The following is a 25,389-nucleotide window of genomic DNA, read 5'->3' as shown; positions in this document are numbered from 1 at the left end:
CCAAGAGCGGTATTTGTGTCCGTCCAGACTTACTTCGAGAGGTCGATCGCGTACTTCGACGTGCCCTTGCCCGATCCATCATCGGCCGCCAGCAGCGACACATTGGCCAGCCCGCCCGCCTGCGCCACGCTCAGCGCATTGGCGTCCGAGCTGAACACCACCGGGCCCGCCGCCGTGGCCTTGGCAAAGCGCCAGCTCTTGGCCGCGCCGTTGCCCGTGCGGGTCACGGCCGGGTTCTTGCGGATGTACTCGATCACCACGTCGCGGTTGGCGTCGGGCGAGGCCCAGATGGTGCCCGAGCCATCGAGCTTGTCGATGAAGCTCTTGCCGCTGGTGGCACGGTAGTTGTTGGTGGCGATCACGAACTCCTGCGCCACGTCGATGGGCTTGCCCAGGTACGTCAGGTTCTTGATGCGGCTGCCCACGGGCTGCGTCACGTCGATCTCGTACTGCACGTCGGCCGTGGTGAACATGTCGAAGTTGTAGCCCGGGAAGGTGCTGACGAGCGCCTGTTCGGTGGTCTTGGCGGGGTCGATCTGGTTGAAGCGCTTGGCGGCGGCCTCCAGCCAGTTCTTGATGTCGCCACCGTTGACCTTCACCGCGTACACCGTGTTGGGGTACAGGTAGAGGTCGGCTGCGTTGTTGATGGCCAGCGGGCCCACGGCCACGTCGGTGTAGTCGGCGCCGCCCTGGAAGCCGCTCTTGAACGGCGCACTCACCGACAGCACGGGCAGCTGCGCATACTGCGGCAGGTTGGCCTTGACATAGGCCGCCACATAGGCCTGCTGGGCCTGGTTCACGATCTGAATCGCGCCCGGGTCTCCCACATCGGCAAACAGCGTGCTCATGCGGAAGTCGGTCTGGCCGATGGGCGTCTTCACGTACTGGATCGCGGCCTGGTGCTGCGTCTCGATCAGCGGGGCGATGGCAGGGTCGGCATCCACGGTCACCGTCGTGCCCGCAGCGTTCTTGCTCTGGATGTTGCGCAACTCGCTCTTGCTGGCGGATTTGTTGACCACCCACTTGGTGCCATCCCACTGCAGCGCGAGCTGCACCACACCCAAGGCCTTGCCCCAGGAGCTGGCCATCACCGCCGGCACGCCGTTGATGGTGCCCGCCTTGTGGTCCACCCCCGGCAGCTTGAAGCCGGGGATGGCCGCCGTGTCGGGGAACACGCCGTGCTGGTGGCCCATCACCATCGCATCGATGCCAGCCACCTTCGACAGGTACAGGCCGGGGTTCTCCATGGTGGGCGAATACGCCGCGCCGTCCAGCCCGCCGTGCAGCAGCGCCACCACGAGGTCAGCGCCCTTGGCGCGCAGTTCGGGCACGTACTTGTTGGCCGCCTCCACCGCGCCTTCGGTAGTGACCTTGCCTTCGAGGTAGCGCTTGTCCCAGTTCATGATGCCCGGCGTGGTGAAGCCGATCACGCCGATCTTGATGGGCAGCTTCACGTCCTTGCCATCCGCGCTCTTGGCCACCAGGGTGCGCTCCAGCAGCGTGTAGGGCTGCACCAGCGGCTTCTTGGTCTTGTTGCTGACCACATTGGCCAGCACCACCGGGAAGCCCGCGCCAGCGCACTTCTTGGAGCCATCCACGCCGTCCACGTCCAGGCCGCCGCCCAGCACCTGGTTCAGAAAGGGCAAGCCGTAGTTGAATTCGTGGTTGCCGAGGGTGCCCGCGTCAAAGCCCAGGGAGCCCATGGCCTTGTACATCGACAGCTGCTGCGTGCAGGGGATGGGGTTGATGGTGGCTTCGTAGTCGGCCAGCGCCGTGCCCTGGATGGTGTCGCCGTTGTCCACCAGCAGCGTATTGGCAAACTCCTTGCGCGCGGCGCGCACCAGCGTGGCCGTGCGCTCAAAGCCATAGCTCTTGTCCTCGGCCAGCTTGAAGTAGTCGTAGCTGCGCACGTTGAAGTGCAGGTCGGTGGTCTCCAGCACGGCCAGCGTGGCCGTGGCGCCCGCATTGTTATTGCTGTCGTCGCTGCCACCGCAAGCAGCCAGCGAAGCCGCCAGTGCCACCATGCCTAGCGCGGCAACGCGGCGCGACATGTGCGAAGAAAGAAGCGAATGGATTGGAGTGCGCGCAGACATGAACAGTCCCTGGGTGAAAGAAGGGACCGAGTGTCTGGCAGGGGTTTGACAGCGGTGTGACGCGGCACCCCGTCGTCAGGATGTCAGTCGATGCGGTGCACGTCGCCGTTGTGCGGCGAAGCACTTTCGTGGAACAGGTCTTCGAGGAACTGCGCCAGTTCATGTTCTTCGACAAAGTCGGGGATCACAAAGCCTGAGGGTGTGCGTTTACCATCAGCGCCCACGCGGTAGGCCTGCCACAGCGCACCTTCGCGCCGCACCTCGACGATGCGGCCAAAAACATGGAAACGCGGGTGGTTCATGGGATTCAAGCGTGTCAGGTGGAGCGTGTGCGCTCCATTGCAATCGCCGACGGAGCAAAACCCATTCTCGCAAAAAATTCGGATGCACCTGGACGGCCGGCGCGCAACACCCAGGTGGCTGCGGGCGCCTTGGCCAATGCTTGTTGCACCAACGCGCGCCCCAGCCCCCGGCCCCGAAACGCAGGGGCCACGACCAGCATGGACAAATAACCATTGCTCAGCCCGTCAGTAATGGCGCGCGCATAGCCCACCACCTCGTCCCCGTGCAGCGCCACCAGGTTGCACTGCGACGCAGCCACCAGCGCCTCGAACTTCGACAGGGTGCCTAGCCGGTGCGACCAGCCGTGCGCAACCAGCAAGGCATACACCTGCGGAAGGTCCTGATCAACAAGGTCTCTGACCGCGATGGCCCCTACCCCTGCGGCTCTTGCGGATAGCCATCCCCGATCACCACCCAGGGGGCTTTGGAGTCCACGTAGATGTGTTTTTGGGGCGGCGTGTCGTAGGGCGTGTCCAGCGTGCCCAGCGGCACGGCCACCCAGTCGGCGTGGGCGCCCTCGCTGTGCCACAGCAGGGGCGAGCCACACACCGAGCAGAACGTGCGTGTGACCTGGGCCGAAGACTGGTAGGTGCGCACCAGCGCCTGGCCCTGGACGAAGCGGTGGTGCTCGCGACGCACGCTGGCATAGCTGGCGAACGCTGCGCCATGGGCCTTGCGGCACATGGCGCAGTGGCAGTGCGACGAGGCCTTGACGGGCGCGGTGGTCTCATAGCGGACGCCGCCACACAGACAGCTTCCTTGGTGCACAACGGGGTTGTTCATGGCCGTTCTTCCTTGGGGGATGGGCGCGATGCGATGCAGTGACCGTGTAGGCTCAAGGTGCAGCAGCTGCGGCAGAGTGGCTCACCGAAGCGATCAGGTCCACCTCCACCGTCGCGTTCTTGGGCAGCTGCAGCACGCCCACCGACGTGCGGGTGTGCGCGCCCGCCTCACCCAGCACGGTAAACAGGATTTCCGACGCACCGTCGGCCACCTCGCTTTGCTGCGTGAATGTCGGCGCCGACTGCACGTAGACCGTGATGCGCAGGATGGATTGCACCGCATCAAGCGAGCCCAGCGCGCGTTGCAACAGCGCCAGTGCGCGCATCGCGCACACCTTGGCAGCCTTCTGCGCATCGGCCAGCGACGCCCCGGCACCCGCGTCCCCGGTGACCACTACCGTGTCGCCCACGCGCGGGATCTGGCCGCTCAGGTAGATGTGGTGCCCATCGCGGACCAGCGGCACGTAGTTGCCGCCGATCTTGATCTCGCCATCGAAGCTGTAGCCCAGGGCCTGGGCCTGATCCTGAAAACGTTGGTCGCGTGACATATGAAGACAAACAAGTGGAGTGCAGACAATGAAGAAGGGCGACGACGGCAACGTCACATCACCCCGCGAAGGGCCTTATCAGCGCATGGTGGCGCTCGGCGTCCATGCCCTTGCGCTGCTCCCGCGCCAGCGCATGGCGCGATGTGGGCAGCAGGTAGGCCAGCGGGCGGCGGTCCGGGTCCATGTCCAGGCGCACGGACAGGCCCTGCGTGGCGCGGTAGCCCTTGAGCTGGTTGGCGACCGAGCCTTGGATGACCGGCGGTGTGCCGCCACTCTCCTCGAAGAAGACGAGGTATTGGTCGTGCTGCTGCTGCGTCACCTCAACCCAGACGCCCCAGCCGAAATAATCATCCCGATAGGTGAAGGGCACGGGCAGCACGCAGCGGATGAACCATCGCTTGCCGTCGAGCGTGCAGAAATCCTGGTTGTAGCGGGCGCGCCGGTAGCGGTCCAGGTAGCTGAGCTCGAACACGGCGTCGGGCAGGCCGCAGCCGATGTCCGTGGCCAGCTCTTCATGCCACTCGCCGCAACTGCCGCAGCGAAAACCGGAGCGCTCGCCAGACTTGCGCGCTTTGGCGGGCGTTGCTGTCTTGCGTGCAGTGGTCTTGCGGACGGTGGTCACGGGCATGGCGCAGCGGCGGCGAAACCGGCGGGGTAACGGGAGGAGCCCGAATTTAACAGGCGCATCGCATCAGGCGTGCCGTGCGAACGGGTCCACCCGCGAATCCAGCGGCAGCGGCCCCGCCAGTGCACCCGAGGGTCTGGCTCTGCCAGTCCACCGGGTGCATCCCCGTTCAGGGGTAAACCAGCGCATCCGCTCAGGGGGCGCCCCGATTCCTCATCCAGTCGGCCGTGCCCATGAAGCTCTCCTTCAAGCGCGCGCGCAGGTCTGCGGGCACGCCGGTCTCGCCCATGGCCTGGTCCATGCAGGCCACCCACTGGTCGCGCTCCTTGATACCGATAGAAAACGGCATGTGGCGCGCGCGCAGCCGGGGGTGGCCGAACTGGTCGGTGTAGTACGAGGGACCGCCAAGCCAGCCGCAGAGGAACATGAACAGCTTTTGCCGCGCCTGACCCAGGTCGCTGCCGTGGGCGGCCCGCAGCTCCGCGTAGCCTGGCTCCAGGTCCATCAGGTCGTAAAAGCGCTCGACCAACGCGCGCACCCGGCTTTCGCCACCGATCCATTCGAAGGGGATGACGGCAGCCACGGCATCGGTGCCTTCGCTACCAGCTTGGGGGGTATCAGAATTCATAGCAAAACAGGCCCTAGCGCTTATCCACAAAGCGCAACAAGCTATCGAAAATATAGCAAATCAACTACAACACAGGCCAAGGCCATGCACCTGCTCACTCTGCCGAGCGCCGCAGCGTATCGACCACCGGGCGCAGCAACACCTCACGCAGGCCCCACCAGCCCGCAGCCAGCGCCAGCACGGCCCCAGCCACGGCGCCCGCCAGGGGCACCCAGGGGGCAGCCGTCCAGGTGAAGTCGAACACAAAGCGCGCCAACGCCCAGCCCACGCCCACCGCCACGGCGCTGGCCAGAAAGCCCGCGAGCAGGCCCACGCCCATCAGCTCGGCGCGCTGCACCTGCCGCAGCAGGCTGGCGCGGGCGCCCACGGCGCGCATGATGGCGTATTCGCGAGCACGCTCTTCACGCGTGGCCGTGACGGCGGCGAACAGCACCACCAGCCCAGCAGCCAGGGTGAAGGCGAACAGGAATTCGACCGCGCGGATCACCTGCTCCAGCACGCGTTGCACCTGGGCAATGGTGGCGCCCATGTCCACGTTGGTGATGTTGGGAAACTGGCGCACCAGACCGTTGTCAAAGCCGTTGGTCTCGGGCGCACGGTAGGCCGCCAGGTAGGTCACGGGCACGTCCTTGACGGTGGCCACGGGGTACATCACGAAGAAGTTGGCCCGCATCGAGCCCCAGTCCACCTTGCGCAGGCTGGTGATGCGTGCCTCGTTCTGCACGCCGCCCATGTCGAACAGCAGGCGGTCGCCCATCTTCAGGCCCAGGGTTTCGGCAATGCCTTCCTCGACGCTGATGGCGCCCTCTTCGCCCGGCGTCCAGGCACCGGCAACCACCTGGTTGTGGGGCGGTGCCTCCACGGCGTTCGACAAGTTGAACTCACGGTCCACCAGGCGCTTGGCGCGGTCGTCGGTGTAGTCGGCCGGGCCCACGGGTTTGCCGTTCACGGCCAGCAGGCGGCCCCGGATCATGGGGTACCAGTCGTACTTGGCCACGCCACCGTCCTTGAGCGTCTGCTGGAAGGCGTCGGCCTGGTCGGGCATCACGTTGATCACAAAACGGTTGGGCGCATCGGGCGGGGTGGCCTTGCGCCAGCTGTCCACCAGGTCGGTGCGCAGCAGCACCAGCAGCACCAGCGCCAGCAGCCCCACGGCCAGGCTGCTCACCTGCACCACGGCATAGGCCGGGCGCGCAGAAATCTGCCGTGTGGCCAGTACCAGCCAGCGGGGCGCGGTGGCCTCGTTCACACTTTTACGCAGCAGCTTCACCGCCACCCACGACAGCCCGGCAAAGAGGGCCACCGCCCCGGCAAAGCCACCCACGGCAATCAGGCCCAGCGTGATGTCGCTGCTGACCGTGAGCAGCAAGGCGGCAAAGCCTGCCACCCCAATGCCCAGCACCGCCAGCGAGGCAGGCTTGAGACCGCCCACGTCGCGCCGGATCACCCGCAGCGGCGGCACCTGGGCCAGTTGCAGCACAGGCGGCAGACCAAAGGCAAACAGCAGCGTGAGCCCCATGCCCAGCCCAAACGCCACGGGCCACAGGCTGGGCGGCGGCAGGGCCGACTCGACCAAGCCCGCCAGCAGCAGCACAAAGGCGTAGTGCACCAGATAGCCCAGCGCCACACCCAATGAGCTGGCAAACAGGCCCACCAACGCAAATTCGGCCGTGTAGGCGCCCGCGATGGTGCGCTGGCTTTGGCCCAGCACCCGCAGCATGGCCGAGGCATCCAGGTGCTCGGCCGCAAAGCCGCGCGCGGCCAGGGCCACGGCCACGGCCGACAGCAGCGCTGCCAGCAGGGCCACCAAGCTCAGGAATTTCTGCGCGCGGTCCAGCGTCTGGCGCATTTCCGGGCGGCCGCTTTCGAGCGACTCCACGCGCACGCCGTGCACTTCGGGTTTTTTCGATTCGGCAACAGCCCATTCGCTGAACGCCTTGACCGCAGGGGCCGACCCGATGACGGCGAAGCGGTAGGTCAGGCGGCTTGCGGGCTGCACCAGGCCGGTGGCGGGCAGGTCGGCCTCGTTCACCATCACCCGTGGGGCGAAGCTCATGAAACCGGCACCGCGGTCGGGCTCGATCACGATGATGCGTGCAATGCGCAGCTGCGAATCGCCCAGTAGCAGCATGTCGCCCATGGCCAGGTTCAACGATTCGAGCAGCGGGGCATCCACCCACACCTCGCCGCGCGCCGGGATGTCGCGGGTGGGCTGGTCGAGCGCGCCGGGGGCGTCTGCCACCTTGAGGCTGCCACGCAGCGGGTAGCCCGGGGGCACGCTTTTGAGCGCCACCAGCTTGCTGGCGCCGCCCTGGGCGTCACTGGCGCGGCCCATGGTCGGAAAGCCCAGCGTGGTCACGGTCTGCAGGCCCAGGGCCTTGGCCTGCTCGACAAAGGCGGGGGGCGTGGGGTTGTCGCTGGCCACTACGGCATCGCCCCCGAGCAGCTGCAAGGCATCGCGCTGCAGGCCACCTTGCAGGCGGTCGGCAAAAAAACCGACCGACGTGAGGGCTGCCACCGCCAGCGTAACGGCCACGATCAGCAGCCGCAACTCGCCCGCGCGCAGGTCACGGGCCAGCGTGCGCCAGCCCAAGCGTAAAAAAGACAGGTTCATGGCGCTGAACCTTAGCGCAAATGGAACGCTCTGGCGAAGCTCAGGGCTTTGCGCCCGCTGCGGCCACCTGGGCCTCTGCGCTGCCTTCTGCCTCTGCCGTTTGCAGGCGATGCTCCAGCGCACGCAGCACTGGCACAATCTGCGCGCCCACATGGATCTGCGGGTTGGAGAAGCCGTCTTGCTTGCCCGCCTCCACCTCGCGCTGCGCAATCACGGGGACGGCCTTGGCAAAGGCTTCGGTGAACGAATGTGTCTGGCGCAGCTGTTCGTGGAACACCGCCCGGCCAAAGAAGGTCAGCTCGGAGCGCGTGCCGCAGCCATATGACGTGTGCGTGGCATCGGCGGCGGTCATGATGAGGCTGCTGTCGGTGGCCAAGGGCTCGATCCAGCCGCCCGAGAAACAGGCCGACACGGCAATCACGCGGTGGCGGATGCCCACCTCGTCCAGCATGGCGCGCAGCATTTCGGGCGTGACGGGGGGCACCTCCAGCGGCCAGTGCGAGGCCGCCAACTCATGGTTGCGCGCACCGTGCGAGGTCATGTAGATCACCAGCACATCGCTGTCACGGTCCATGCGCTGGGCCAGCGCAGCGATGGCACGCTGCAGGTTCTGCGGCGTGGCCCAGGCATGGGTGTCTGCGGTTTCTGCGTGGTTCAGCAGGTGAACCACACGGCCCTGGGCGTCAAAGCGCTCTTGCAGCAGCGTGCTGACCATGGTGCTTTCACGCCGGAACACGTTTTCGCTGGCGTAGGGGGCGAACACGAGCCCATAGACATCCACCACGCCATCGCGGCCAGCAGGCAGGGCCTGCACTTGCCGATCCCAGAGCGCCTGCTGGTTTTCAAAGACTGCTTGCGAGAGCACAAGGTGCGCGGGCTCCGGTTGTGCCTGTCCCTCCTCGCCCGACTGGGCAGATGCAGCGGCCAAGGCGTCCAGCTCCCAGGGCTGGTCCTGGAACTGCCACATGCCCACCCCGATCACGGCTGCCATGGCCACCGAAAAGATGGCCGTGCGCAGCCGCGAGCGGATGAAGCGTGCACTCACCACCACCAGCGTGGCCAGCACCCACAGCGTGAGCACGCCATAGGCCACCCAGAAAACATTGCCAGCCACCGCCCCGCCCCACAGGTCTGGCTTGTGCGCCACGGCCCCCATCAAGACATAAAGCAGCAACAAAGGCGCCAGCGGAGCCCACGCCGACAACACATACCAGGCCGCCAGCCCGCCCGAAGGCCCCGAAACACCCTCCGAGGGCTCTTGTGCCGCCGCACGCTGGGCCGGGGCCATGGCCCACCAGGCCAGCCACATCAGCACCAGGCTGCTCCACATCGGCGCCAGCCAGCCCCGCAGATTGAACTGCACAGGCCCCGCCACCTGAAACCGCGCAGCCCCCACCAGCAACGCGCCACCCAGCAGCGATAGCACCAGCACCTGCCAGGGTGAAGGCGCTGCAGCAGCAGTGCGCGGCGACAGGAACAACGCGGCCCGCAGGCCTTCACGCATCCAGTCCCACAGGGACAACTTGGCGGGAGCCGGGGCCATGGTGGATGCGGCGCCGGCAGATGGCGCGGGCGGCTGCTCCCCCAAGGGAATTTCGATCTTGGCGGACTCAGGCCCCCACTGGCTGGGCAGGGTATCGGCCCAGGCGCTCTTGGCGTTCAGGTCTTTCATGGGGCGATCATGCCATTGCGGGAGCGGTTTCTTTCAATCACCAGCCGGCAGTTCGGACTGCGATGTTTCCCGAAATCGCGTAACGCCCCCTTCACACAGCCCCGCCTCCTCAGGAGGCAGTTCCAGCTCCGCCTCTGGCCACCGGTACGACGGGTACCTGCGCCAGCTCCGGCTGCAGCACCAGCCGATCTGTACCGCTATAGCAGACAAACCGGCGATTGGTGGCGCGCCCGATGGCGCACAGGCCCAGTTGCTGCGCTACGGCGTGCCCCATCTGGGTCATGCCGCTGCGGGACACCACGATGGGGACACCCATCTGCGCAGATTTGATGACCATTTCGCTGGTGAGTCGGCCCGTGGTGTAGAACACCTTGTCTGCACCGGACATGGGCGCGTGCAGGCTCTCCGAAGCGGCATTTTCTGCAGGCGTGCCGCCGGATAGCGTGGAGGAAGCGCCCCCTTGCGGCACCTTGCCATCTGTATTCATCCACATCCACCCTGCAATGGTGTCGATGGCGTTGTGGCGCCCCACGTCTTCCACAAAGGTGAGCAGCGCCTCCCCCCGGAACAAGGCGCAACCGTGCACGGAGCCTGCGGACTTGTAGGTGGTTTCCTTGAGGCGGATGGCGTTGACGATGCCGTACAGCTCGCCCTGTGTCAGGCGTGCCTCAGGCAAGGTGATGCGGTCCACCTCGTCCATGAGCCCGCCAAACACACTGCCTTGGCCGCAGCCGGTGGTGACGACCTTGCTCGCGGTGCGCTCTTCAATGCGGGCGATGCCGTGGCGCGTGCGCACGGCGGCGGCGTGCACCTCCCAATCGACGGTGATGGATTCGATGTCGAACACAGACTCCACCAGCCGCTGGTTGCGCAAATAGCCCAGCACCAGCAGTTCCGGCTGCGCGCCCAGGGTCATGAGGGTGACGAGTTCACGCTTGTCGACATAGATGGTGAGCGGCCGCTCGGCGGGAATCTGCACCTGCTCGCGCTCGCCCAGTTCGTTCACGACCTCCACGCTGTGGGTAAGGGGCGCATGCGCCTGCGTCAGGCGCGGCAGCACGGGCGCAGCCGGGGAGGCGGAAGGTGATGAAAGAGACATGGGGCGAATATACGCAGTACCTCTCCCCAAGGAGGGGCATGGGGCATCTGAATCGGGGAAAAGCACGTACTGCGACCACCACAAAAAAGCCGCGCTCCACCAAGTGGGCGCGGCTCTTTTTGACGGAGGGACAGTGGCTGGCGTCAGGACTTGGGCGCTGACGCAGCTGCGGCAGGTGCCAGCGTGCTGGGTGGGCTGCTGGCCGTGCCCGGTGGCGAATGGGCACCCGCCGCTTCAATGGGCTTGGCAACGGGCGGTGTGTAGGCGAAGGGGCCGGGGTCGGTGCACGCAGCGCCTGCTGCCGTTGCAGGCTTGGCTGTTGGCGTGGTTTTGCGGTAGTGGGCCGCCACACGGTCTTGTGACAGGCACAACTTGTAGTTGTCCACCTTGCCGGCCCAGGCGGCTTTGGCCGCCGCCTCTGCAGCTTTGGCGGCAGCCTCCGGTGAAGGCGCAGGCAGCTTGGCCGATGCCAGGGTACAGACGCTGGCCGCGCACAACGCCAGCAGGGAAGATCGAGAAAATTGCGTCATGGTGCGGAACCTCATACCTGCGCGGGCTGGCCCGCAGATGGTGTAGTTGCAGCATCGGCTGCGGATGGGTTGGCGCTGCGCTGGCGGGGAATCTTGCCCGCTTGCACGTCGTCGTACCAAAGCTCGTGGTGCTCCTTGGCCCACCCCTCGCTCACGTACCCCGTCCTCATGGCCTTGTAGGCGCCGCGCATGCCCACAGTGCCCATGTAGATGTGGCCGCAGATCAGCGCCATCATCCAGATCGCCAGGGTGGCGTGGATCATGTGGGCGATCTGCATGTCGCCGCGCACGTCACCAAAGCCAGGAATGAGCTTGTCGAGCACCAAGCCGGTGGCCACCACAAAGATGCCGGGGATGGTGATACCCCACCAGAACAGGCCCTTCTCGCCGGCGTTGAAGCGGTGGGAAGGAACCTGGTGATCACCCCCCAGCATGCCGCCGCCCTTGGACAGCCACACAAAGTCGGCCCGGTTGGCGATGTTGTCCTTGACGAAGGTAAGGATGATCACCAGCAATGAGACAGCAAACAGCGGTCCCATGAAGTTGTGTACGTTCTTGAGCGCATACGTAAGCCAGCCAAACAGCGTGGCCCCCATGATGGGCAGCAGGAAGAACTTGCCAAACGCCATGACGATGCCAGAGATGGCCAACGCGATGAACGCAAAGGCATTGGACCAGTGCGCAGCACGCTCGAAAGGTGTGAAGCGTTCGATGCGGCGGGCGCCGGTGCCGTCAGGGTGCTCATGCCCCAGCGGACCTTTGACAAAGTAGAAGATGCCCAACGCCAGCAACACGATGGCAAACAAGGCCGCACCGTAAGGAATGATCCAGTGGTTGCGTACCTGGCGCCATGCCTCGCCTGCGTTGGTGAAACGCGAGCCTGGGTACTGCACGAACGGCTGGATCAGGTTGCCCGCCTCGGGCGCCTGGCTTTTCGGCAGGCTGCTATAGCCCGTCACGCCCTGCCCCACCTGGCGCCACATGGGCGCGTTGTTGCCGGGCTGCACCTTGGCGCGTTCGCCATTGGTCTGCTCGGCGTATTTGGGGTCTGCGCTGGCGTCTGGCTTGACCTCGAAAATGTTTTGGCTTTGAATGCCGCCGGTCGCTGCGGGAGCAGCCGGTGCCGTGACCGCAGGCGCGGCGGCATCTGGCGCTGCCGGAGCCTGGGCACCAGCTGGCCCCCAGGCACATCCCGCCGCCAAAGCCAGGGACCACATGATGTGTTTCATGGCGGGCCTCACTTGGACTGGGTGCGGGTGTATTCGTTCTGGCCGTACAGCTGACGCGCCTTCAACTGCGCTTCCCAACCGGCTTTGTCTCCGGCCTTCCAGCCGGGCTGCATGAAATTGCTGCCCGTACCTGCATAGGGAGCTGCATCGCTACGGATGCCCGCGCCGGTCTGCGGCTTCTCGCCACAGGCGGTCAGCGCCACCAGCGCCACAGCGGCGGCCAGGGCCGAAGGAACAAGACGCTTCATCATCATGACTTGCCTCCTGCAGGCTGGCCTGCCTGTTGTGATCCATAGGCCGTGCCCCAGCCCCACACTTCGGCGCCCTTGCCACGCTGCACCACACGGTTGCGGAAGATATCTGCCACCACATCACCATCACCCGCCAACAGGGCCTTGGTGGAGCACATTTCTGCGCACGCGGGCAGTTTGCCCTCGGCCAGGCGGTTGCGGCCGTATTTTTCAAACTCGGCCTGGCTGCCGTGGGCCTCGGGGCCACCGGCGCAGAAGGTGCACTTGTCCATCTTGCCACGCACGCCGAAGGTACCGGACGAAGGGAACTGCGGCGCGCCAAAGGGGCAGGCGTAGCTGCAATAGCCGCAACCAATGCACACATCCTTGTCGTGCAGCACCACACCTTCTTCGGTGCGATAAAAGCAATTGACGGGGCAAACAGCCATGCAGGGTGCATCGCTGCAGTGCATGCACGCGACCGAGATGGATTTTTCACCCGGTACACCGTCATTGAGCGTGACCACGCGGCGGCGGTTCACGCCCCAGGGCACCTCGTGTTCGTTTTTGCAGGCGGTCACGCAGCCGTTGCATTCGATGCAGCGCTCTGCGTCACAGATGAATTTCATTCGTGCCATGTGTGTCTCCTTGCGTGGCGCGATCAGGCGCGTTCCACGTTGCAGATCGTGGTCTTGGTTTCTTGCATCATGGTCACGCTGTCGTAGCCATACGTCGTTGCGGTGTTCACGGCTTCACCGCGCACCACAGGCGCCGCGCCCTTGGGGTAATAAGCCAGCATGTCCGCGCCCTGCCAGCGGCCCGAGAAGTGGAACGGCATCCACACCGTATCGGGCGCCACGCGCTCGGTGACCAGGGCCTGCACGTTGATCCGTGCGCCAGTGGGAGAGCTGAGCCACACACGCTCGCCGTTGCGGATGCCCCGGTCTGCGGCAGTCTTGGGGTTGATCTCGACAAACGACTCCTGCTGCAGCTCGGCCAGCCAGGGGTTGGAGCGGGTTTCCTCGCCACCGCCTTCGTACTCGACCAGACGGCCAGAGCTGAGGATGAGCGGGAACTTCTCGTGCACCTTGTCCGCCACGTTTTTCTCCTGCACGCTCTTGTACAGCGTGGGCAGGCGCCAGAAGGCCTTCTTGTCGTCGTGGGTGGGGTACTTGGCCATGAGATCGGGCCGGGTGCCATACAGCGGTTCGCGGTGCTGCGGAATGGCATCGGGGAAGTTCCACACCACAGCGCGGGCCTTGGCGTTGCCAAACGGATGGCAGCCATGCTTCATGGCCACGCGAATGATCGCACCCGTAGGGTCGGTCTTCCAGTTCTTGCCTTCGGCCTTGGCCTTCTCGGCGTCACTCAGATCGTCCCACCAGCCCAGCTTTTTCAGCAGCACATGGTCGAACTCGGGGTAGCCCGTGGTGATCTCGCTGCCCACCGAATGCGAGCCGTCCTCGGCCAGCAGATTGACGCCATCCTTCTCGACGCCGAAGTTGGCGCGGAAGTTGCCGCCGCCTTCCATCACGTGTTTGGAGGTGTCGTACAGGTTGGGCGAGCCAGGGTGCTTGAGCTCCGGCGTGCCGTAGCAGGGCCATGGCAAGCCAAAGTAGTCACCCCCAAAGTCGTAGCCGGTTTCCTTGTCCTTGCCACCCTTCGATTTCAGGGTTTTCACATCGAACAGGTGCATGTTCCGCATGTGGGCCTTCAGGCGCTCGGGGCTCTGGCCCGTGTAGCCAATGGTCCAGACCGACTTGTTGATTTCGCGCAGGATGTCTTCGATCACGGGCTCGTCCATGCCCTTGACCTTTTGCATCTTGTAGTTCTTGGACAGCTCGGCTGCAAAGCCCAGCTTCTCAGCGAACTGGTGCATGATCATGTGGTCCGAACGGCTCTCCCACAGCGGCTCGATCACCTTCTCGCGCCACTGGATGGAGCGGTTGGAGGCCGTGCACGATCCACTGGTTTCAAACTGCGTGGCGGCTGGCAACAGGTACACCGCACGGTTGGGGTTCAGGTCTTCGGCCTTGCCGGGCATGGCGGCCATGGCAGCGGTGGCCGAGGGGTACGGGTCCACCACCACGAGCAGATCCAGCTTGTCCATGGCCCGCTTCATTTCCAGGCCACGGGTCTGCGAATTGGGCGCATGGCCCCAGAAGAACACGCCGCGCAGGTTGGAGTCCTGGTCGATCAGCTCATTCTTCTCCAGCACACCATCGATCCAGCGCGATACGGTGATGCCGCTCTTGGTCATCATCGCGGGCGATGCGTACTGCTTTTTGATCCACTCGAAGTCAACCCCCCAGACTGCGGCGAAGTGCTTCCACGAGCCTTCGGCCAGGCCGTAGTAGCCGGGCAGCGAATCGGGGTTGGGACCGACATCGGTGGCACCTTGCACGTTGTCGTGGCCGCGGAAGATGTTGGTGCCGCCGCCTGTTTTTCCCACATTGCCCAGTGCCAGTTGCAAAATGCACGAGGCACGCACCATGGCGTTGCCGATGGTGTGCTGGGTCTGGCCCATGCACCACACGATGGTGCCAGGGTTGTTGTCGTGCAGCATCTTGGCGACCTTGAACATCTGGTCTTCCTTGACGCCGCAGGCCTCTTCCACCTTGTCGGGTGTCCACTTGGCCAGCACATCCTCGCGCACCTTCTCCATGCCATAGACACGGTCGTTGATGTACTTCTTGTCTTCCCAGCCGTTCTTGAAGATGTGATACAGCAGGCCGAAGAGGAACGGGATGTCGGTGCCCGAGCGGATGCGTACGTATTCGTCGGCCTTGGCTGCGGTGCGGGTGAAGCGTGGGTCCACCACGATCATCTTGCAGCCGGTTTCCTTGGCGTGCAGCATGTGCAGCATGCTCACCGGGTGGGCCTCGGCCGCGTTGGAGCCGATGTACAGAGCGACCTTGCTGTTTTGCATGTCGTTGTACGAGTTGGTCATGGCGCCATAGCCCCATGTGTTGGCCACGCCCGCCACGGTGGTCGAGTGGCAGATGCGCGCCTGGTGGTCGCAGTTGTTGGTGCCCCAGAAGCTCACAAACTTGCGCAGCAGATAGGCCTGCTCGTTGTTGTGCTTGGACGAGCCGACGAAGTACACGCTATCCGGGCCGCTGGCGGCACGCAGCTCTTTCATCTTGGCCGTGATTTCGTTCAGGGCCGTGTCCCAGCTGATGCGCTCGTATTTGCCGTTGACGAGCTTCATGGGGTAGCGCAGGCGGTACTCCCCGTGGCCGTGTTCACGCAGTGCCGCACCCTTGGCGCAGTGGGCGCCCAGGTTGATGGGCGAATCGAACACAGGCTCTTGCCGCACCCACACGCCGTTCTCGACGACCGCATCCACCGCACAACCCACCGAGCAGTGGGTGCAGATGGTGCGGCGTACTTCGATCTTGCTGTCGCCGATGCCCACCTTGGCACCCTCGGCAGCATTGGATTTTTTGACCAGCGTGAGCTGCGACGCCGCAATACCCACGCCCACTCCCAGGCCGGAGCGGCGCAGGAACGAGCGGCGGTCCATCGTGGGCAGCGCCTGCGACAGGCCACGGCGCAAGCTGTGCACAAAAGGAGACGATGCGACCTGCGCAGCGTGGGAGGACTTCTTGGTTAGCAACATGGCACGCCCCGCTTCAGAGTTGGGTGGTCTTGTAGTACTGCTTCACGTGCGCAGACAGGTGATAGCCACCGCCTTTTTCTGGCGCCACCCGAGCGGGTTCAGACACGACGGCATCTGAGGGAACTACATGGGGGAGTGCCACGACGGCTGCGGCTGCAGCCCCTACGGTGGCGGCGCCGGAGAAGAAGCTCCGGCGTGAGGAATTGGGCTGGCGGTTCTGCATGCTTGTCTCCAGAATGGCTGGCAGCTATGAAACGGAATTCATACAGTCTATGTCAGTGTGTAAAAGCCTGCAATCGAGCTTTACACCTCCCACTAAGACACTCATCTTTTGTAGCAACCTGAGCAGGCTTTTCGAGCCTCCCAGAAGTTAGTCGAGCATGTCGAAGCCCTGGGCCTCCACCGACACGAAGGCCCGTGTGAACTGGGCCAGTGCTGCATAAAAGCGCGCCTGCGGTTGGGCAGCCAGGGCATCACACAACTGCAAAACCCAGGGCTGCAGATGCGTTGCAAAAAAGTCGCGCTGCGCCGTCAGGTTGCAGACAGCTACATCATCCCCCCCGATCAGGTAGCGCATCACCTCGCACAGGTACGCGATGTGGTCTTCGGTTTCGGACATGGAATCGTCGCGTGCCAGTCCCAGCCGATCCAGGTCGGTGCGCAAACGGGCCAGTGGCTTTTCGTTCAGAAAACCGCTCAGGTAATGCGAGCCATACAAAAACACCTCGGGCTTGCCCACACCGCCAAAGAGACGGTCGAACTCCTGCGCGATGGCGGCATCGCTCAGTTCGCGGGCCGCGCCCACCAGCACCTGCCAAGGCTCTTGCAAAAAGGCGCCGTCGGCGGGTGCCTCGGTCACGGCTACCCGCAAGGCAGACAACAACTCGGCGCTTGGCGCGGCGTAGTACAGCTGCGACAGCAGACCATAGAGTTCGGCGCGTGCCGTTTCCTCATCCAGCGCAGAACTGCCGCCAGGGGGGGTCAAAGAAGCAAGTTGGGCGCTCACAGGTCCGTCACTTTCGTTTCGCTTTGGGAGGAATACAGATCAATCACGCGGCAGTCGCTGCACATCTTCAGGCGCTCCAGCGCGTCGCCCTGGAACATCGCGTGGCCCGACAGTTTGCCCAGCATGGCCTCGATGGCCTTGACGGTGCCAAAGGGCTTGCTGCAGCGCACACAGGCCCAAGGTTTGGCCTCGTTGAGCACGCGCAGTTGCGCACGCTCCGGCGCCAGCAGCAGGCGCGGCTGCAGGGTGATGGCGTCTTCGGGGCAGGTGGTGGCACACAGGCCACACTGCACGCAGTTCTTTTCGATAAAGCGCAGTTGCGGCAGCTGCGGGTTGTCCTGCAGCGCACTGGCCGGGCAGGCGCTCACGCAGCTCAGGCACAGGGTGCAGCGGTCCTTGTTGACTTCAATCGTGCCCAGCGGCGACCCCACTGCGGGCAAGGCAATGGCTGCAGGTCGCTCGGCCACAGATATCGGGGCCTGCTCGATGAGATGGTCCAGAGCCATCTCCAGCGTGCTGCGCTTTTCCTGCGCCACGGCAAAGCGCGCGGCCACGGCCGGGGTCTTCTGGCGAGTCTGGCCCAGGGCCTGCAAGGCGGCGTCCAGCTCGGTGGGATGGGTGGCGCGCAGCAGCTGCACATGGGTGCCCGTGTAGCCCAGGCCCCGCAAGATGGCTTGCGCCACATCCATCTGCGCCTGCAGGCCGTCGAGGTACTGCGGTGCTTCCTCCTGTGTCGTCAGCAACACTACCTGCGAGGCGCCGTAGGCAATGGCGCTGAGCCACAGGTCCACCCCGGTGCTGGCGGTGTGCCACAGCGCCACCGGGATCACGTTGGCAGGCACGCCCTGCGCCAGTTTCAACTGGGCGGCACGACCCAGCTCTTCCACCAGCGCCTGTCCGCGCTCCTGGCTGTGCAGCAGCAGCACAGCATCCTTGCCACCTGCAGCGGCGTAGGTGGACAAAAGGGTTTTGAGCTTGGTGCCCTGCTCGGTCGCACTGGGGTAGGCATAGGTCAGCGCGCCCGTGGGGCACACGGTGGTGCAGGCGCCGCAGCCGACACACAGGTTGGGGTTCACCTTGATTTGCTGACGGCTTTTGTCGCTGGCAATGGCTTCGGCCGAGCAGATGTCCACGCAGGCATTGCAGCCCACGGTTTCGTTGCGGCTGTGGGCGCAAAGCGTTTGTTTGTAGACAAAAAACTTGGGCTTTTCGAACTCGCCCACCAGCTCGCGCAGCTTCAGCAGCGTGGCCATATTGACCCCATCACTACGCCCGTCCCAGCGCAGGTAACCCTGCGGCAGCGCGTGCTGCAAGAAGGTGGGCGTGGCGGTGGGCGAACGCAGGTCGAGCACCAGGTCAAAACGCTCGGTCTGCGCCGTGGCGTCACGGGTGAAGTCGATGGCACCCGCCACCTGGCACACCTTCACACAGTCGCGGTGCGAGCTGCAGGCCGCCATGTCGATCTGGTAATCGAGGCCGATGGCGTTCTCGGGGCAGGCCGCCACACAGGCGTTGCAGCGTGTACACAGATCCAGGTCAATGGGGTTGTCGGCCTTCCACTGCAGCTCAAACGCACCCAGCCAGCCGGTAAGGCCCGTAATGCGCCCACCCAGCACGGGAAAACGCCGCGCCTGCGCACCACCCGCATTGCCGGGGCCTTGGGTGAACAGGGTCACATCCAGCACATCCGACACCAGGGCGGCAGCCTGTTCGGCCTGGTCGAGGGGGCCGATGATGAGCAAGCGGCCCGTGCTCTTGTAAGTGACCGTGGGCACGGGCGGTGGATCAGGCAGGCGGGCGGCGGCCAGCAGCGCGGCGATCTTGGGGCTGGCCTTGGCGGCATCGCGGCTCCAGCCACCGGTTTCGCGGATGTTCACAAACCGGATGGGCGACACCGCGCCTTCGGTCTGCTGGCCCAGATCGCCAAACAAGCGCTGCTCCTGAGTGCAAGCCACCACCACATCGTCACCCGACTGGATGGCCTTTTGAAAGGCCCCCGCCTCGCGGCGGCACAGGGTGGAGTGGAGTGTCAGGTCTTCATGCAGCGCCGCGCCCAACGCCTTCGCGTTGAGGGGCATCGTCTGGTTGCAGTCGCAGATGAGCGTCGTGGTCATGTTCTATGTGGCTGGCTGGCAGGGCCACCGCATCCTTATGGGGGCGGGCGGCCATCTCAAGCTCGCTGGAGGGGGCGCTAGGAATAGCGTTGCATACCCCGGACTGTGCCACGTCTGCGGGGGCGTGCCCCTCCGCATCATCCCGAGGCTGAGCAAGGGCAGGGGCTATTGCCTCTGCGTCTGCACTGGCTTCTACGGCGGCGCCATTGACTGGAACATCAGGCGCTGCATCAGCCTTCTTTTCGTGATCAAAAAAGCCCATCGCATGGGCGCTGGCCATTTTGCGCAGCATGCCTTCGGGCAGCGGGTCGGGCTGGGTGTAGTCGCCGATGTAGATATCGAGGCCATCCATCACATTGAAGTGCGGGTCGGCAAAGAGCTTCTTCATGGCCAGGTTGCGCACCTCGGGCGATACATCGCGGGCCACAAAGGCCTTGAAATCGGACGCGGGCGTAAGCGCCTGGGCATCGGCCAGCGTGGGTGGCGGAGGGGCTTCTGCAGCGGGCGCAGCGCCTTCTGCGGCGGTGGGGGGGGCGCCGGCTGCCACGGAGGACGGGTTAGGCGGTGACGACGAAGACGCGGCCGGTGGCAACGACGGCGCGGGTGGTGGTGGTTCCTCCACCGGCTTGCCTTCGCGCACCTCCTGCTTGCGGCGCGACCAGCGGCCCAGGAACCCGTCAGCCATGACCGCCACCTCCACCACGCATTTTTTCAGTGGACACGGATGCTGGGTTTCCAAACCGGTCTTGCAGCGTGCGGAAACTGTCCGGCCGCTTGCGGCGTTTGGGTTCGGGCTGGTAGTGCTCGGCCACAAAGGCGCGCAGCGCTTCCACCACCTCGGGCACTGCGGGCACCTGTTCCACGGTTTCCTGCGCGTCCAGCCAGCGGCCTGCGTCGTGGTAGCTCAGGCTCACGGCCACGGGGCGGGCCAGCGGGATCTCGCCAGTGCCGGGGTCGTCATCGCGGCGCCACATCACAAACCAGCACGGGGCGGGCGAAGTGAGGTTGAGGTGATAGCCCTCGGCGTCGTCGCGAAACAGCTCTGCCCGAAACCCCGGGAACAACCAGCGCTGCTCGCGCTCGTCCCGGAGGATCTGGCGCGGCTCGGTGCCAAAGGCGGGCTCGTTGATCACCACCTCGGCCAGCGACCACCGCCAGGGCTGCCAGCGGTTGTCGATGTGCTCGCACCGCATGATCACGGCAACGTCGGTGTAGGGGCGCTCAGTCATGGGCGCAGACTTTACCCCGGCGCAAGGCCACCAGCAGCTTTGTCCGTAAAGCCCCTCTGCGCACGGTCAGCTTGCAGCCCCCTCCAGCACCTCCACCGCCACCGCGCAGTACTTGAACTCCGGGATCTTTCCAAACGGGTCCAGCGCCGCGTTGGTGAGCAGGTTGGCTGCCGCCTCCACGTACGCAAAAGGCATGAACACCGTGCCGCGCGGCGTGCCGTCGTCGCGCCGCACGCGCACCTGCACCATGCCGCGCCGCGAGCGGATGCCCACCAGCGCACCGGGCGCCACGCCAAGCCGGTCAAGTTCGTCGCCATGCAGCGATGCGGTGGCCATAGGCTCGATGGCGTCGAGCACAGTGCTGCGCCGCGTCATGCTGCCCGTGTGCCAGTGCTCCAGCTGGCGGCCCGTGATGAGCACCAGGGGGTAGTCGGCATCGGGCTTTTCGGCCGCCGGGATCACGCTGGCGGGCACCAGCTGCAGGCGGCCCGTGGGCGTGGGGAATTTCTCGGTGAACACGATGGGCTGGCCGGGGTCGTCGGGCGTGAGGCAGGGGTAGGTCACGCTGGAGTCCCGCTCCAGGCGGTCCCAGGTGATGCCCTCAATGCTGGCGTGCATGGCCTGGCGCATTTCGTCGTAGACAGCGGCCACGCCGGACTCTTCGCCTTCGTAGTTCCAATCCAGCCCCATCCGTCGAGCAAGTTGCTGAATGATCCACAGGTCCGGCTGCGCATCGCCCGGCGGGTTCAACGCGCGGCGGCCCATCTGCACCATGCGGTCGGTGTTGCTGGCGGTGCCGGTCTTTTCGGGCCAGGCGCTGGCGGGCAGCACCACGTCGGCCAGCCAGGCGGTTTCGGTCAGAAAAATGTCTTGCACCACCAGGTGCGACAGGCTGGCCAGCGCGTGGCGCGCGTGGTTCAGGTCGGGGTCGCTCATGGCGGGGTTCTCGCCCATGATGTACATGCCGCGCACCTTGTGCGGGTCGCTGTCGTCGGCCAGTGCCTTGTGCATGATTTCGACCACGGTGTAGCCGGGGGTCTCGTCCAGCGGAGTGCCCCAGAACTGTTCAAACCACGCATGCGCGCCCGCGTTGTCCACACGCTGGTAGTTGGGGAACATCATGGGGATCAGGCCCGCGTCACTCGCGCCCTGCACATTGTTCTGGCCGCGCAGCGGGTGCAGGCCGGAGCCGGGCTTGCCGATCTGGCCCGTGACGGCGCAGAGCGCGATGAGGCAGCGCGCGTTGTCGGTGCCGTGCACGTGCTGGCTCACGCCCATGCCCCAGAGGATCATGGAGGACTTGGCGGTGGCAAATGCCCGCGCCACCTCGCGCAGCGTCTCGGCCGGGATGCCGCACACCGGAGCCATGGCCTCGGGGCTGCAGCCCATCACGTTGGCCTTGAGGGCCTCGAAGTTGTTGGCGCGGTTGCGGATGAAAGCTTCATCCACCAAGCCCTCATCAATCACCGTGTGGATCAGCGCGTTGAGCATGGCCACGTCGGTGTCGGCCTTGAACTGCAGGGTGCGCCAGGCGTGGCGGCCGATGTCGGTGACGCGCGGGTCGGCCAGCACGATCCTGGCGCCGCGCTGTGCGGCGTTTTTCATCCACGTGGCGGCCACGGGGTGGTTGGCCGTGGGGTTGGAGCCGATCACAAAGATCAGCTCGGCATGCTCCACGTCATTCACCGGGTTGCTCACCGCACCCGAGCCCACACCTTCGAGCAGCGCTGCCACACTGGACGCGTGGCACAGCCGGGTGCAATGGTCCACGTTGTTGCTGCCAAAGCCGGTGCGCACCAGCTTCTGGAACAAATACGCTTCTTCATTGCTGCCCTTGGCGGAGCCAAAGCCCGCCAGCGCCTTGGGGCCGTGGGTGTCGCGCAGGGCTTTGAGCGCGCCGGCAGCCAGGCCCAGCGCCTCGTCCCAGGTCGCTTCGCGGAAGGTGTCGCGCCAGTCAGCGCCGTAGGGCCGCACCTCCTTGGGTACGCCGGGCTTGCGGATCAGCGGCACCGTGAGGCGGTCGGGGTGGTGGGCGTAGTCGAAACCGAAGCGCCCTTTCACGCACAGGCGGCCGTGGTTGGCCGGGCCGTCGCGGCCCTCGACGCTGATGATCTTTTCATCGCGCACGTTGTAGGTGATGAGGCAGCCCACGCCGCAGAAGGGGCAGACCGAATCGACCTTGCGGTCCACCTTTTGCGAGCCGACGTGGGTCTTGGGGCTGAGCGCGCCCGTGGGGCAGGCCTGCACACATTCGCCGCAGGCCACGCAGGTGCTCTCGGCCATGGGGTCGTCGAGGTCGAAGACGATCTTGCTGTCGGCCCCGCGCAGCGCGTAGCCGATCACGTCGTTGACCTGCTCTTCGCGGCAGGCGCGCACGCAGCGGTTGCACTGGATGCAGGCATCCAGATTCACGGCCATGGCCGGGTGGCTCAGGTCGGGCGCGGGCTGCTCGCGGCGCAGGGCCTGGAGCGCGGGGCGCACGGCCACGCCCAGGCGGTCCGCCCAGGCGCTCAGCTCGCCGTGCTGGCCTATCGTTTCTGGATTTTTTGAGTCAAATCGTCCGCTAGCGCTTGATGGATAAGCGCAACCAGCTATCAATTCAGGAGTATTTGCCTTTTGATCGTTCCACCGGTATCCCACGTCCGGCATGTCGGACAGCAGCATCTCCACCACCATCTGTTGGCTCTTGCGGGCGCGCGGGCTGGCCGCCTGCACCTTCATGCCTTCAGCCGGTGCGCGGCAGCAGCTGGGGGCCAGCGTGCGTTCGCCCGCGATCTCAACCACGCAGGCGCGGCAGTTGCCGTCGGGACGCAGGCCGTCGCTGTAGCAAAGGTGCGGAATCTCCACGCCGTGGCGCTGCGCGGCCTTCAGGATGGTTTCGCCGGGATGGGCTGTCACGGGCTGGCCGTCCAGCTCGAAGGCCACGGCGGGCTGCGCCGCAGCAGTAGATGTCAACACGGCGCTCATGGCTTCAACCCTCCGGGCAATTGCTCGGTGAGCGGGCTGTTGCGCGGCTTGGGCAAATCGCCCGGCCAGGGGCCCTCGCCCACCTCATGCGGAAAGTATTTGTGAATGCAACGGATGGGGTTGGGCGCCGCTTGGCCCAGGCCGCAGATGGACGCATCGGCCATCACCTGCGCCAGATCGTCCAGCAGGTCGGCGTCCCACAGCGGCGCCTCCATTAGCGCAGCCGCCTTGGCCGTTCCCACGCGGCAGGGCGTGCACTGGCCGCAGCTTTCGTGTTCAAAAAACCGCATCACGTTCAGCGCCGCATCGCGCGCGCGGTCGTGCTGGCTGAGCACGATGACGGCGGCCGAGCCGATAAAGCAGCCGTAGGGCTGCAACGTGTCGAAGTCCAGGGGAATCTGGTTCAGGCTGGCAGGCAGGATGCCGCCCGAGGCGCCGCCTGGCAGGTACGCATAGAGCTGGTGGCCGTCCAGCATGCCGCCGCAGTATTCGTCGATGAGTTCCTGCACCGTGATGCCCGCTGGAGCAAGCTTGACGCCCGGGTGCTTCACCCGCCCGCTTACGCTGAAAGACCGCAGCCCCTTGCGCCCGTGGCGACCAAAGCTGGCAAACCACTGCGGGCCACGTTCCACGATGTCGCGCACCCAGTACAGCGTCTCGAAGTTGTGCTCCAGCGTGGGCCGGCCGAACAGGCCGACCTGCGCGATGTAGGGCGGGCGCATGCGGGGTTCGCCGCGTTTGCCCTCAATGCTCTCGATCATGGCCGACTCTTCGCCGCAGATGTAGGCACCCGCGCCGCGCCGCAGCTCGATGTGCGGCAGCGGGCATGGCGGCTCGGCACGCAGGTCTTCCAGCGCCGTTTGCAGCAATGTGCGGCAGCCGTGGTATTCGTCGCGCAGGTAGATGTAGATGGCCTCGGTGCCCACCACCTGGGCGGCGATGAGCACACCTTCCAGAAAGCGGTGCGGGTCGCGTTCGAGGTAGGTGCGGTCCTTGAAGGTGCCGGGCTCGCCTTCGTCGATGTTGACGGCCATCAGGCGTGGCGCGGGCTGGTCCCGCACGATGCGCCACTTGCGCCCCGCCGGGAAGCCCGCGCCGCCCAGGCCGCGCAAACCCGAGTCATCCATGGCAGCGAGCACGGCCTCGGCGTCCATCTCTCCGTTGACCAGTGCGGCGGCGGTCTGGTAGCCGCCGTGGGCACGGTAGGTGACAAGGTCGGTGTGCGCGGGGCTGATCCCGTCCGGCTGCGTTGGCACGCTCTTCTCGGACAGCTCAGAAATATCAAAATTGATAGCTACTAGCGCTTGTGGATGAAGCGCTAGAGCCCGATTTGTCTTGGATTTCACTACCTCCAGCACTGAATCCACTGTGGCGCGCGGCACGGGGCACTGGTGCACCACCGCCACGGGCGCTTGTTCGCAGCGGCCCACGCAGGGCACAGCCAACACCTGCACATCGCCCTGCCCGGCCGCGCGCAGGCGCTCGGGCAGCGCGGCCAGCAGCTCGCGCGCACCCGCCAGGCTGCAGCTCAGGCTGTCGCACACCCGCAGCACCAGGCGCGGGGCCAGGGCATCCTCGCCGCGCACGATCTCGAAGTGGTGGTAGAAGCTCGCCACCTCGTACACCTCGGCCATGGGCAGATTCAGCTGCTTGGCCAGCGCCACCAGATGCCGGTCGTGCAGCACGCCGAAATGGTCGTTCAGGCGGTGCAGGTATTCGATGAGCAGGTCGCGCCGGAAGCCGTCGGCCGGGCGCGGGCCCAGCAACTGCGCCACATCGGCCATCGCTGCGTCTTCGGGCTGGCGGCCTTTGAGGCGGCTTTTGCGGCGGATACGCTCGCGCATGTCGTTGACCGACACGGCGGCCACGACGGTTGCGGTGGGGGCTTCGGGGGCGAGGTGCATGGAGCGAAATCGTGGGATGTCTTGTTGTGGTGCTTATGAAGCCGCCTGCATAAGGCGGCTGGGCGGTCGCAGTGTCGGCGAGGCACCCCGGAGCGTCAAATTGCGGATGCACATGGGTCGATCACAAAAACAAATGAGCTGCGCACCGTGGCATT

General features: G+C 65.4%; 22 protein-coding genes. All 22 read right to left on the bottom strand.

Going from position 1 to position 25,389, the window contains the following annotated elements; translation table 11 throughout:
* Positions 1 to 29: 29 nt before the first annotated feature.
* Entirely contained in the window at positions 30 to 2,093 is a 2,064-nt protein-coding gene (locus AC2YJX_RS07760) for a bifunctional 2',3'-cyclic-nucleotide 2'-phosphodiesterase/3'-nucleotidase (RefSeq protein ID WP_487255702.1), read from the bottom strand.
* Positions 2,094 to 2,176: 83 nt separating this feature from the next.
* A complete protein-coding gene (locus AC2YJX_RS07755) occupies positions 2,177 to 2,395 on the bottom strand; it encodes a DUF7661 family protein (RefSeq protein WP_121507315.1) in 219 nt (72 codons plus the stop codon).
* A 14-nt stretch (positions 2,396 to 2,409) separates the two neighbouring features.
* Positions 2,410 to 2,763, bottom strand: coding sequence for a GNAT family N-acetyltransferase (locus tag AC2YJX_RS07750; protein WP_487255701.1), 354 nt, complete (start codon positions 2,761 to 2,763; stop codon positions 2,410 to 2,412).
* 44 nt (positions 2,764 to 2,807) lie between these two features.
* A complete protein-coding gene (locus tag AC2YJX_RS07745; RefSeq protein ID WP_487255700.1) occupies positions 2,808 to 3,218 on the bottom strand; it encodes a GFA family protein in 411 nt (136 codons plus the stop codon).
* 52 nt (positions 3,219 to 3,270) lie between these two features.
* Positions 3,271 to 3,765: a RidA family protein gene (locus tag AC2YJX_RS07740; RefSeq protein ID WP_487255699.1), complete on the bottom strand. Its 495-nt coding sequence runs from the start codon at positions 3,763 to 3,765 to the stop codon at positions 3,271 to 3,273.
* Between the two features lie 58 nt (positions 3,766 to 3,823).
* Positions 3,824 to 4,393, bottom strand: coding sequence for a DUF2199 domain-containing protein (locus AC2YJX_RS07735; protein ID WP_218298604.1), 570 nt, complete (start codon positions 4,391 to 4,393; stop codon positions 3,824 to 3,826).
* 190 nt (positions 4,394 to 4,583) lie between these two features.
* Positions 4,584 to 5,018: a group II truncated hemoglobin gene (locus AC2YJX_RS07730; RefSeq protein WP_487255698.1), complete on the bottom strand. Its 435-nt coding sequence runs from the start codon at positions 5,016 to 5,018 to the stop codon at positions 4,584 to 4,586.
* 94 nt (positions 5,019 to 5,112) lie between these two features.
* Positions 5,113 to 7,632 (bottom strand): ABC transporter permease, encoded by a 2,520-nt coding sequence (locus tag AC2YJX_RS07725; RefSeq protein WP_487255697.1) that lies wholly within the window; start codon positions 7,630 to 7,632, stop codon positions 5,113 to 5,115.
* Between the two features lie 40 nt (positions 7,633 to 7,672).
* Complete coding sequence (locus tag AC2YJX_RS07720; protein WP_487255696.1) at positions 7,673 to 9,304, bottom strand: C13 family peptidase; 1,632 nt, start codon at positions 9,302 to 9,304, stop codon at positions 7,673 to 7,675.
* Positions 9,305 to 9,413: 109 nt separating this feature from the next.
* Entirely contained in the window at positions 9,414 to 10,403 is a 990-nt protein-coding gene (locus tag AC2YJX_RS07715; protein ID WP_487255695.1) for a formate dehydrogenase accessory sulfurtransferase FdhD, read from the bottom strand.
* A gap of 143 nt (positions 10,404 to 10,546) precedes the next feature.
* Positions 10,547 to 10,933 carry a hypothetical protein gene (locus AC2YJX_RS07710; protein ID WP_487255694.1) on the bottom strand — a complete coding sequence of 129 codons (387 nt, stop codon included), beginning with the start codon at positions 10,931 to 10,933 and terminating at the stop codon, positions 10,547 to 10,549.
* An 11-nt stretch (positions 10,934 to 10,944) separates the two neighbouring features.
* Positions 10,945 to 12,162, bottom strand: coding sequence for a formate dehydrogenase subunit gamma (locus AC2YJX_RS07705; RefSeq protein WP_487255693.1), 1,218 nt, complete (start codon positions 12,160 to 12,162; stop codon positions 10,945 to 10,947).
* Between the two features lie 8 nt (positions 12,163 to 12,170).
* Positions 12,171 to 12,413 (bottom strand): hypothetical protein, encoded by a 243-nt coding sequence (locus AC2YJX_RS07700; protein WP_228898886.1) that lies wholly within the window; start codon positions 12,411 to 12,413, stop codon positions 12,171 to 12,173.
* Entirely contained in the window at positions 12,413 to 13,030 is a 618-nt protein-coding gene (gene fdh3B / locus AC2YJX_RS07695) for a formate dehydrogenase FDH3 subunit beta (RefSeq protein WP_108616030.1), read from the bottom strand. The genes AC2YJX_RS07700 and fdh3B overlap by 1 nt, the downstream gene beginning before the upstream one ends.
* A gap of 23 nt (positions 13,031 to 13,053) precedes the next feature.
* Entirely contained in the window at positions 13,054 to 16,014 is a 2,961-nt protein-coding gene (locus AC2YJX_RS07690) for a formate dehydrogenase subunit alpha (protein ID WP_121421028.1), read from the bottom strand.
* A gap of 13 nt (positions 16,015 to 16,027) precedes the next feature.
* Positions 16,028 to 16,237 (bottom strand): formate dehydrogenase, encoded by a 210-nt coding sequence (locus tag AC2YJX_RS07685; protein WP_055402831.1) that lies wholly within the window; start codon positions 16,235 to 16,237, stop codon positions 16,028 to 16,030.
* A 147-nt stretch (positions 16,238 to 16,384) separates the two neighbouring features.
* Positions 16,385 to 17,020 carry a TorD/DmsD family molecular chaperone gene (locus tag AC2YJX_RS07680; RefSeq protein WP_487255692.1) on the bottom strand — a complete coding sequence of 212 codons (636 nt, stop codon included), beginning with the start codon at positions 17,018 to 17,020 and terminating at the stop codon, positions 16,385 to 16,387.
* Complete coding sequence (locus AC2YJX_RS07675; RefSeq protein WP_487255758.1) at positions 17,017 to 19,098, bottom strand: 4Fe-4S binding protein; 2,082 nt, start codon at positions 19,096 to 19,098, stop codon at positions 17,017 to 17,019. The genes AC2YJX_RS07680 and AC2YJX_RS07675 overlap by 4 nt, the downstream gene beginning before the upstream one ends.
* A complete protein-coding gene (locus AC2YJX_RS07670; RefSeq protein WP_487255691.1) occupies positions 19,058 to 19,819 on the bottom strand; it encodes a DUF3306 domain-containing protein in 762 nt (253 codons plus the stop codon). The genes AC2YJX_RS07675 and AC2YJX_RS07670 overlap by 41 nt, the downstream gene beginning before the upstream one ends.
* Positions 19,812 to 20,363 carry a DUF3305 domain-containing protein gene (locus tag AC2YJX_RS07665; protein WP_487255690.1) on the bottom strand — a complete coding sequence of 184 codons (552 nt, stop codon included), beginning with the start codon at positions 20,361 to 20,363 and terminating at the stop codon, positions 19,812 to 19,814. Before AC2YJX_RS07665 ends, AC2YJX_RS07670 begins: the two co-directional genes overlap by 8 nt.
* A 66-nt stretch (positions 20,364 to 20,429) precedes the next feature.
* Positions 20,430 to 23,330 carry a formate dehydrogenase subunit alpha gene (gene fdhF, locus AC2YJX_RS07660; RefSeq protein ID WP_487255689.1) on the bottom strand — a complete coding sequence of 967 codons (2,901 nt, stop codon included), beginning with the start codon at positions 23,328 to 23,330 and terminating at the stop codon, positions 20,430 to 20,432.
* Positions 23,327 to 25,234, bottom strand: a complete 1,908-nt coding sequence (locus tag AC2YJX_RS07655) for an NAD(P)H-dependent oxidoreductase subunit E (RefSeq protein ID WP_487255688.1) — start codon at positions 25,232 to 25,234, stop codon at positions 23,327 to 23,329. Before AC2YJX_RS07655 ends, fdhF begins: the two co-directional genes overlap by 4 nt.
* Between the last annotated feature and the right edge of the window lie 155 nt (positions 25,235 to 25,389).

The sequence above is a fragment of the Acidovorax sp. SRI_002 genome (genome assembly GCF_057586455.1).
The sequence above is the reverse complement of the archived record's forward strand: the minus strand, read 5'-3'. Positions and strand labels throughout refer to the sequence as shown.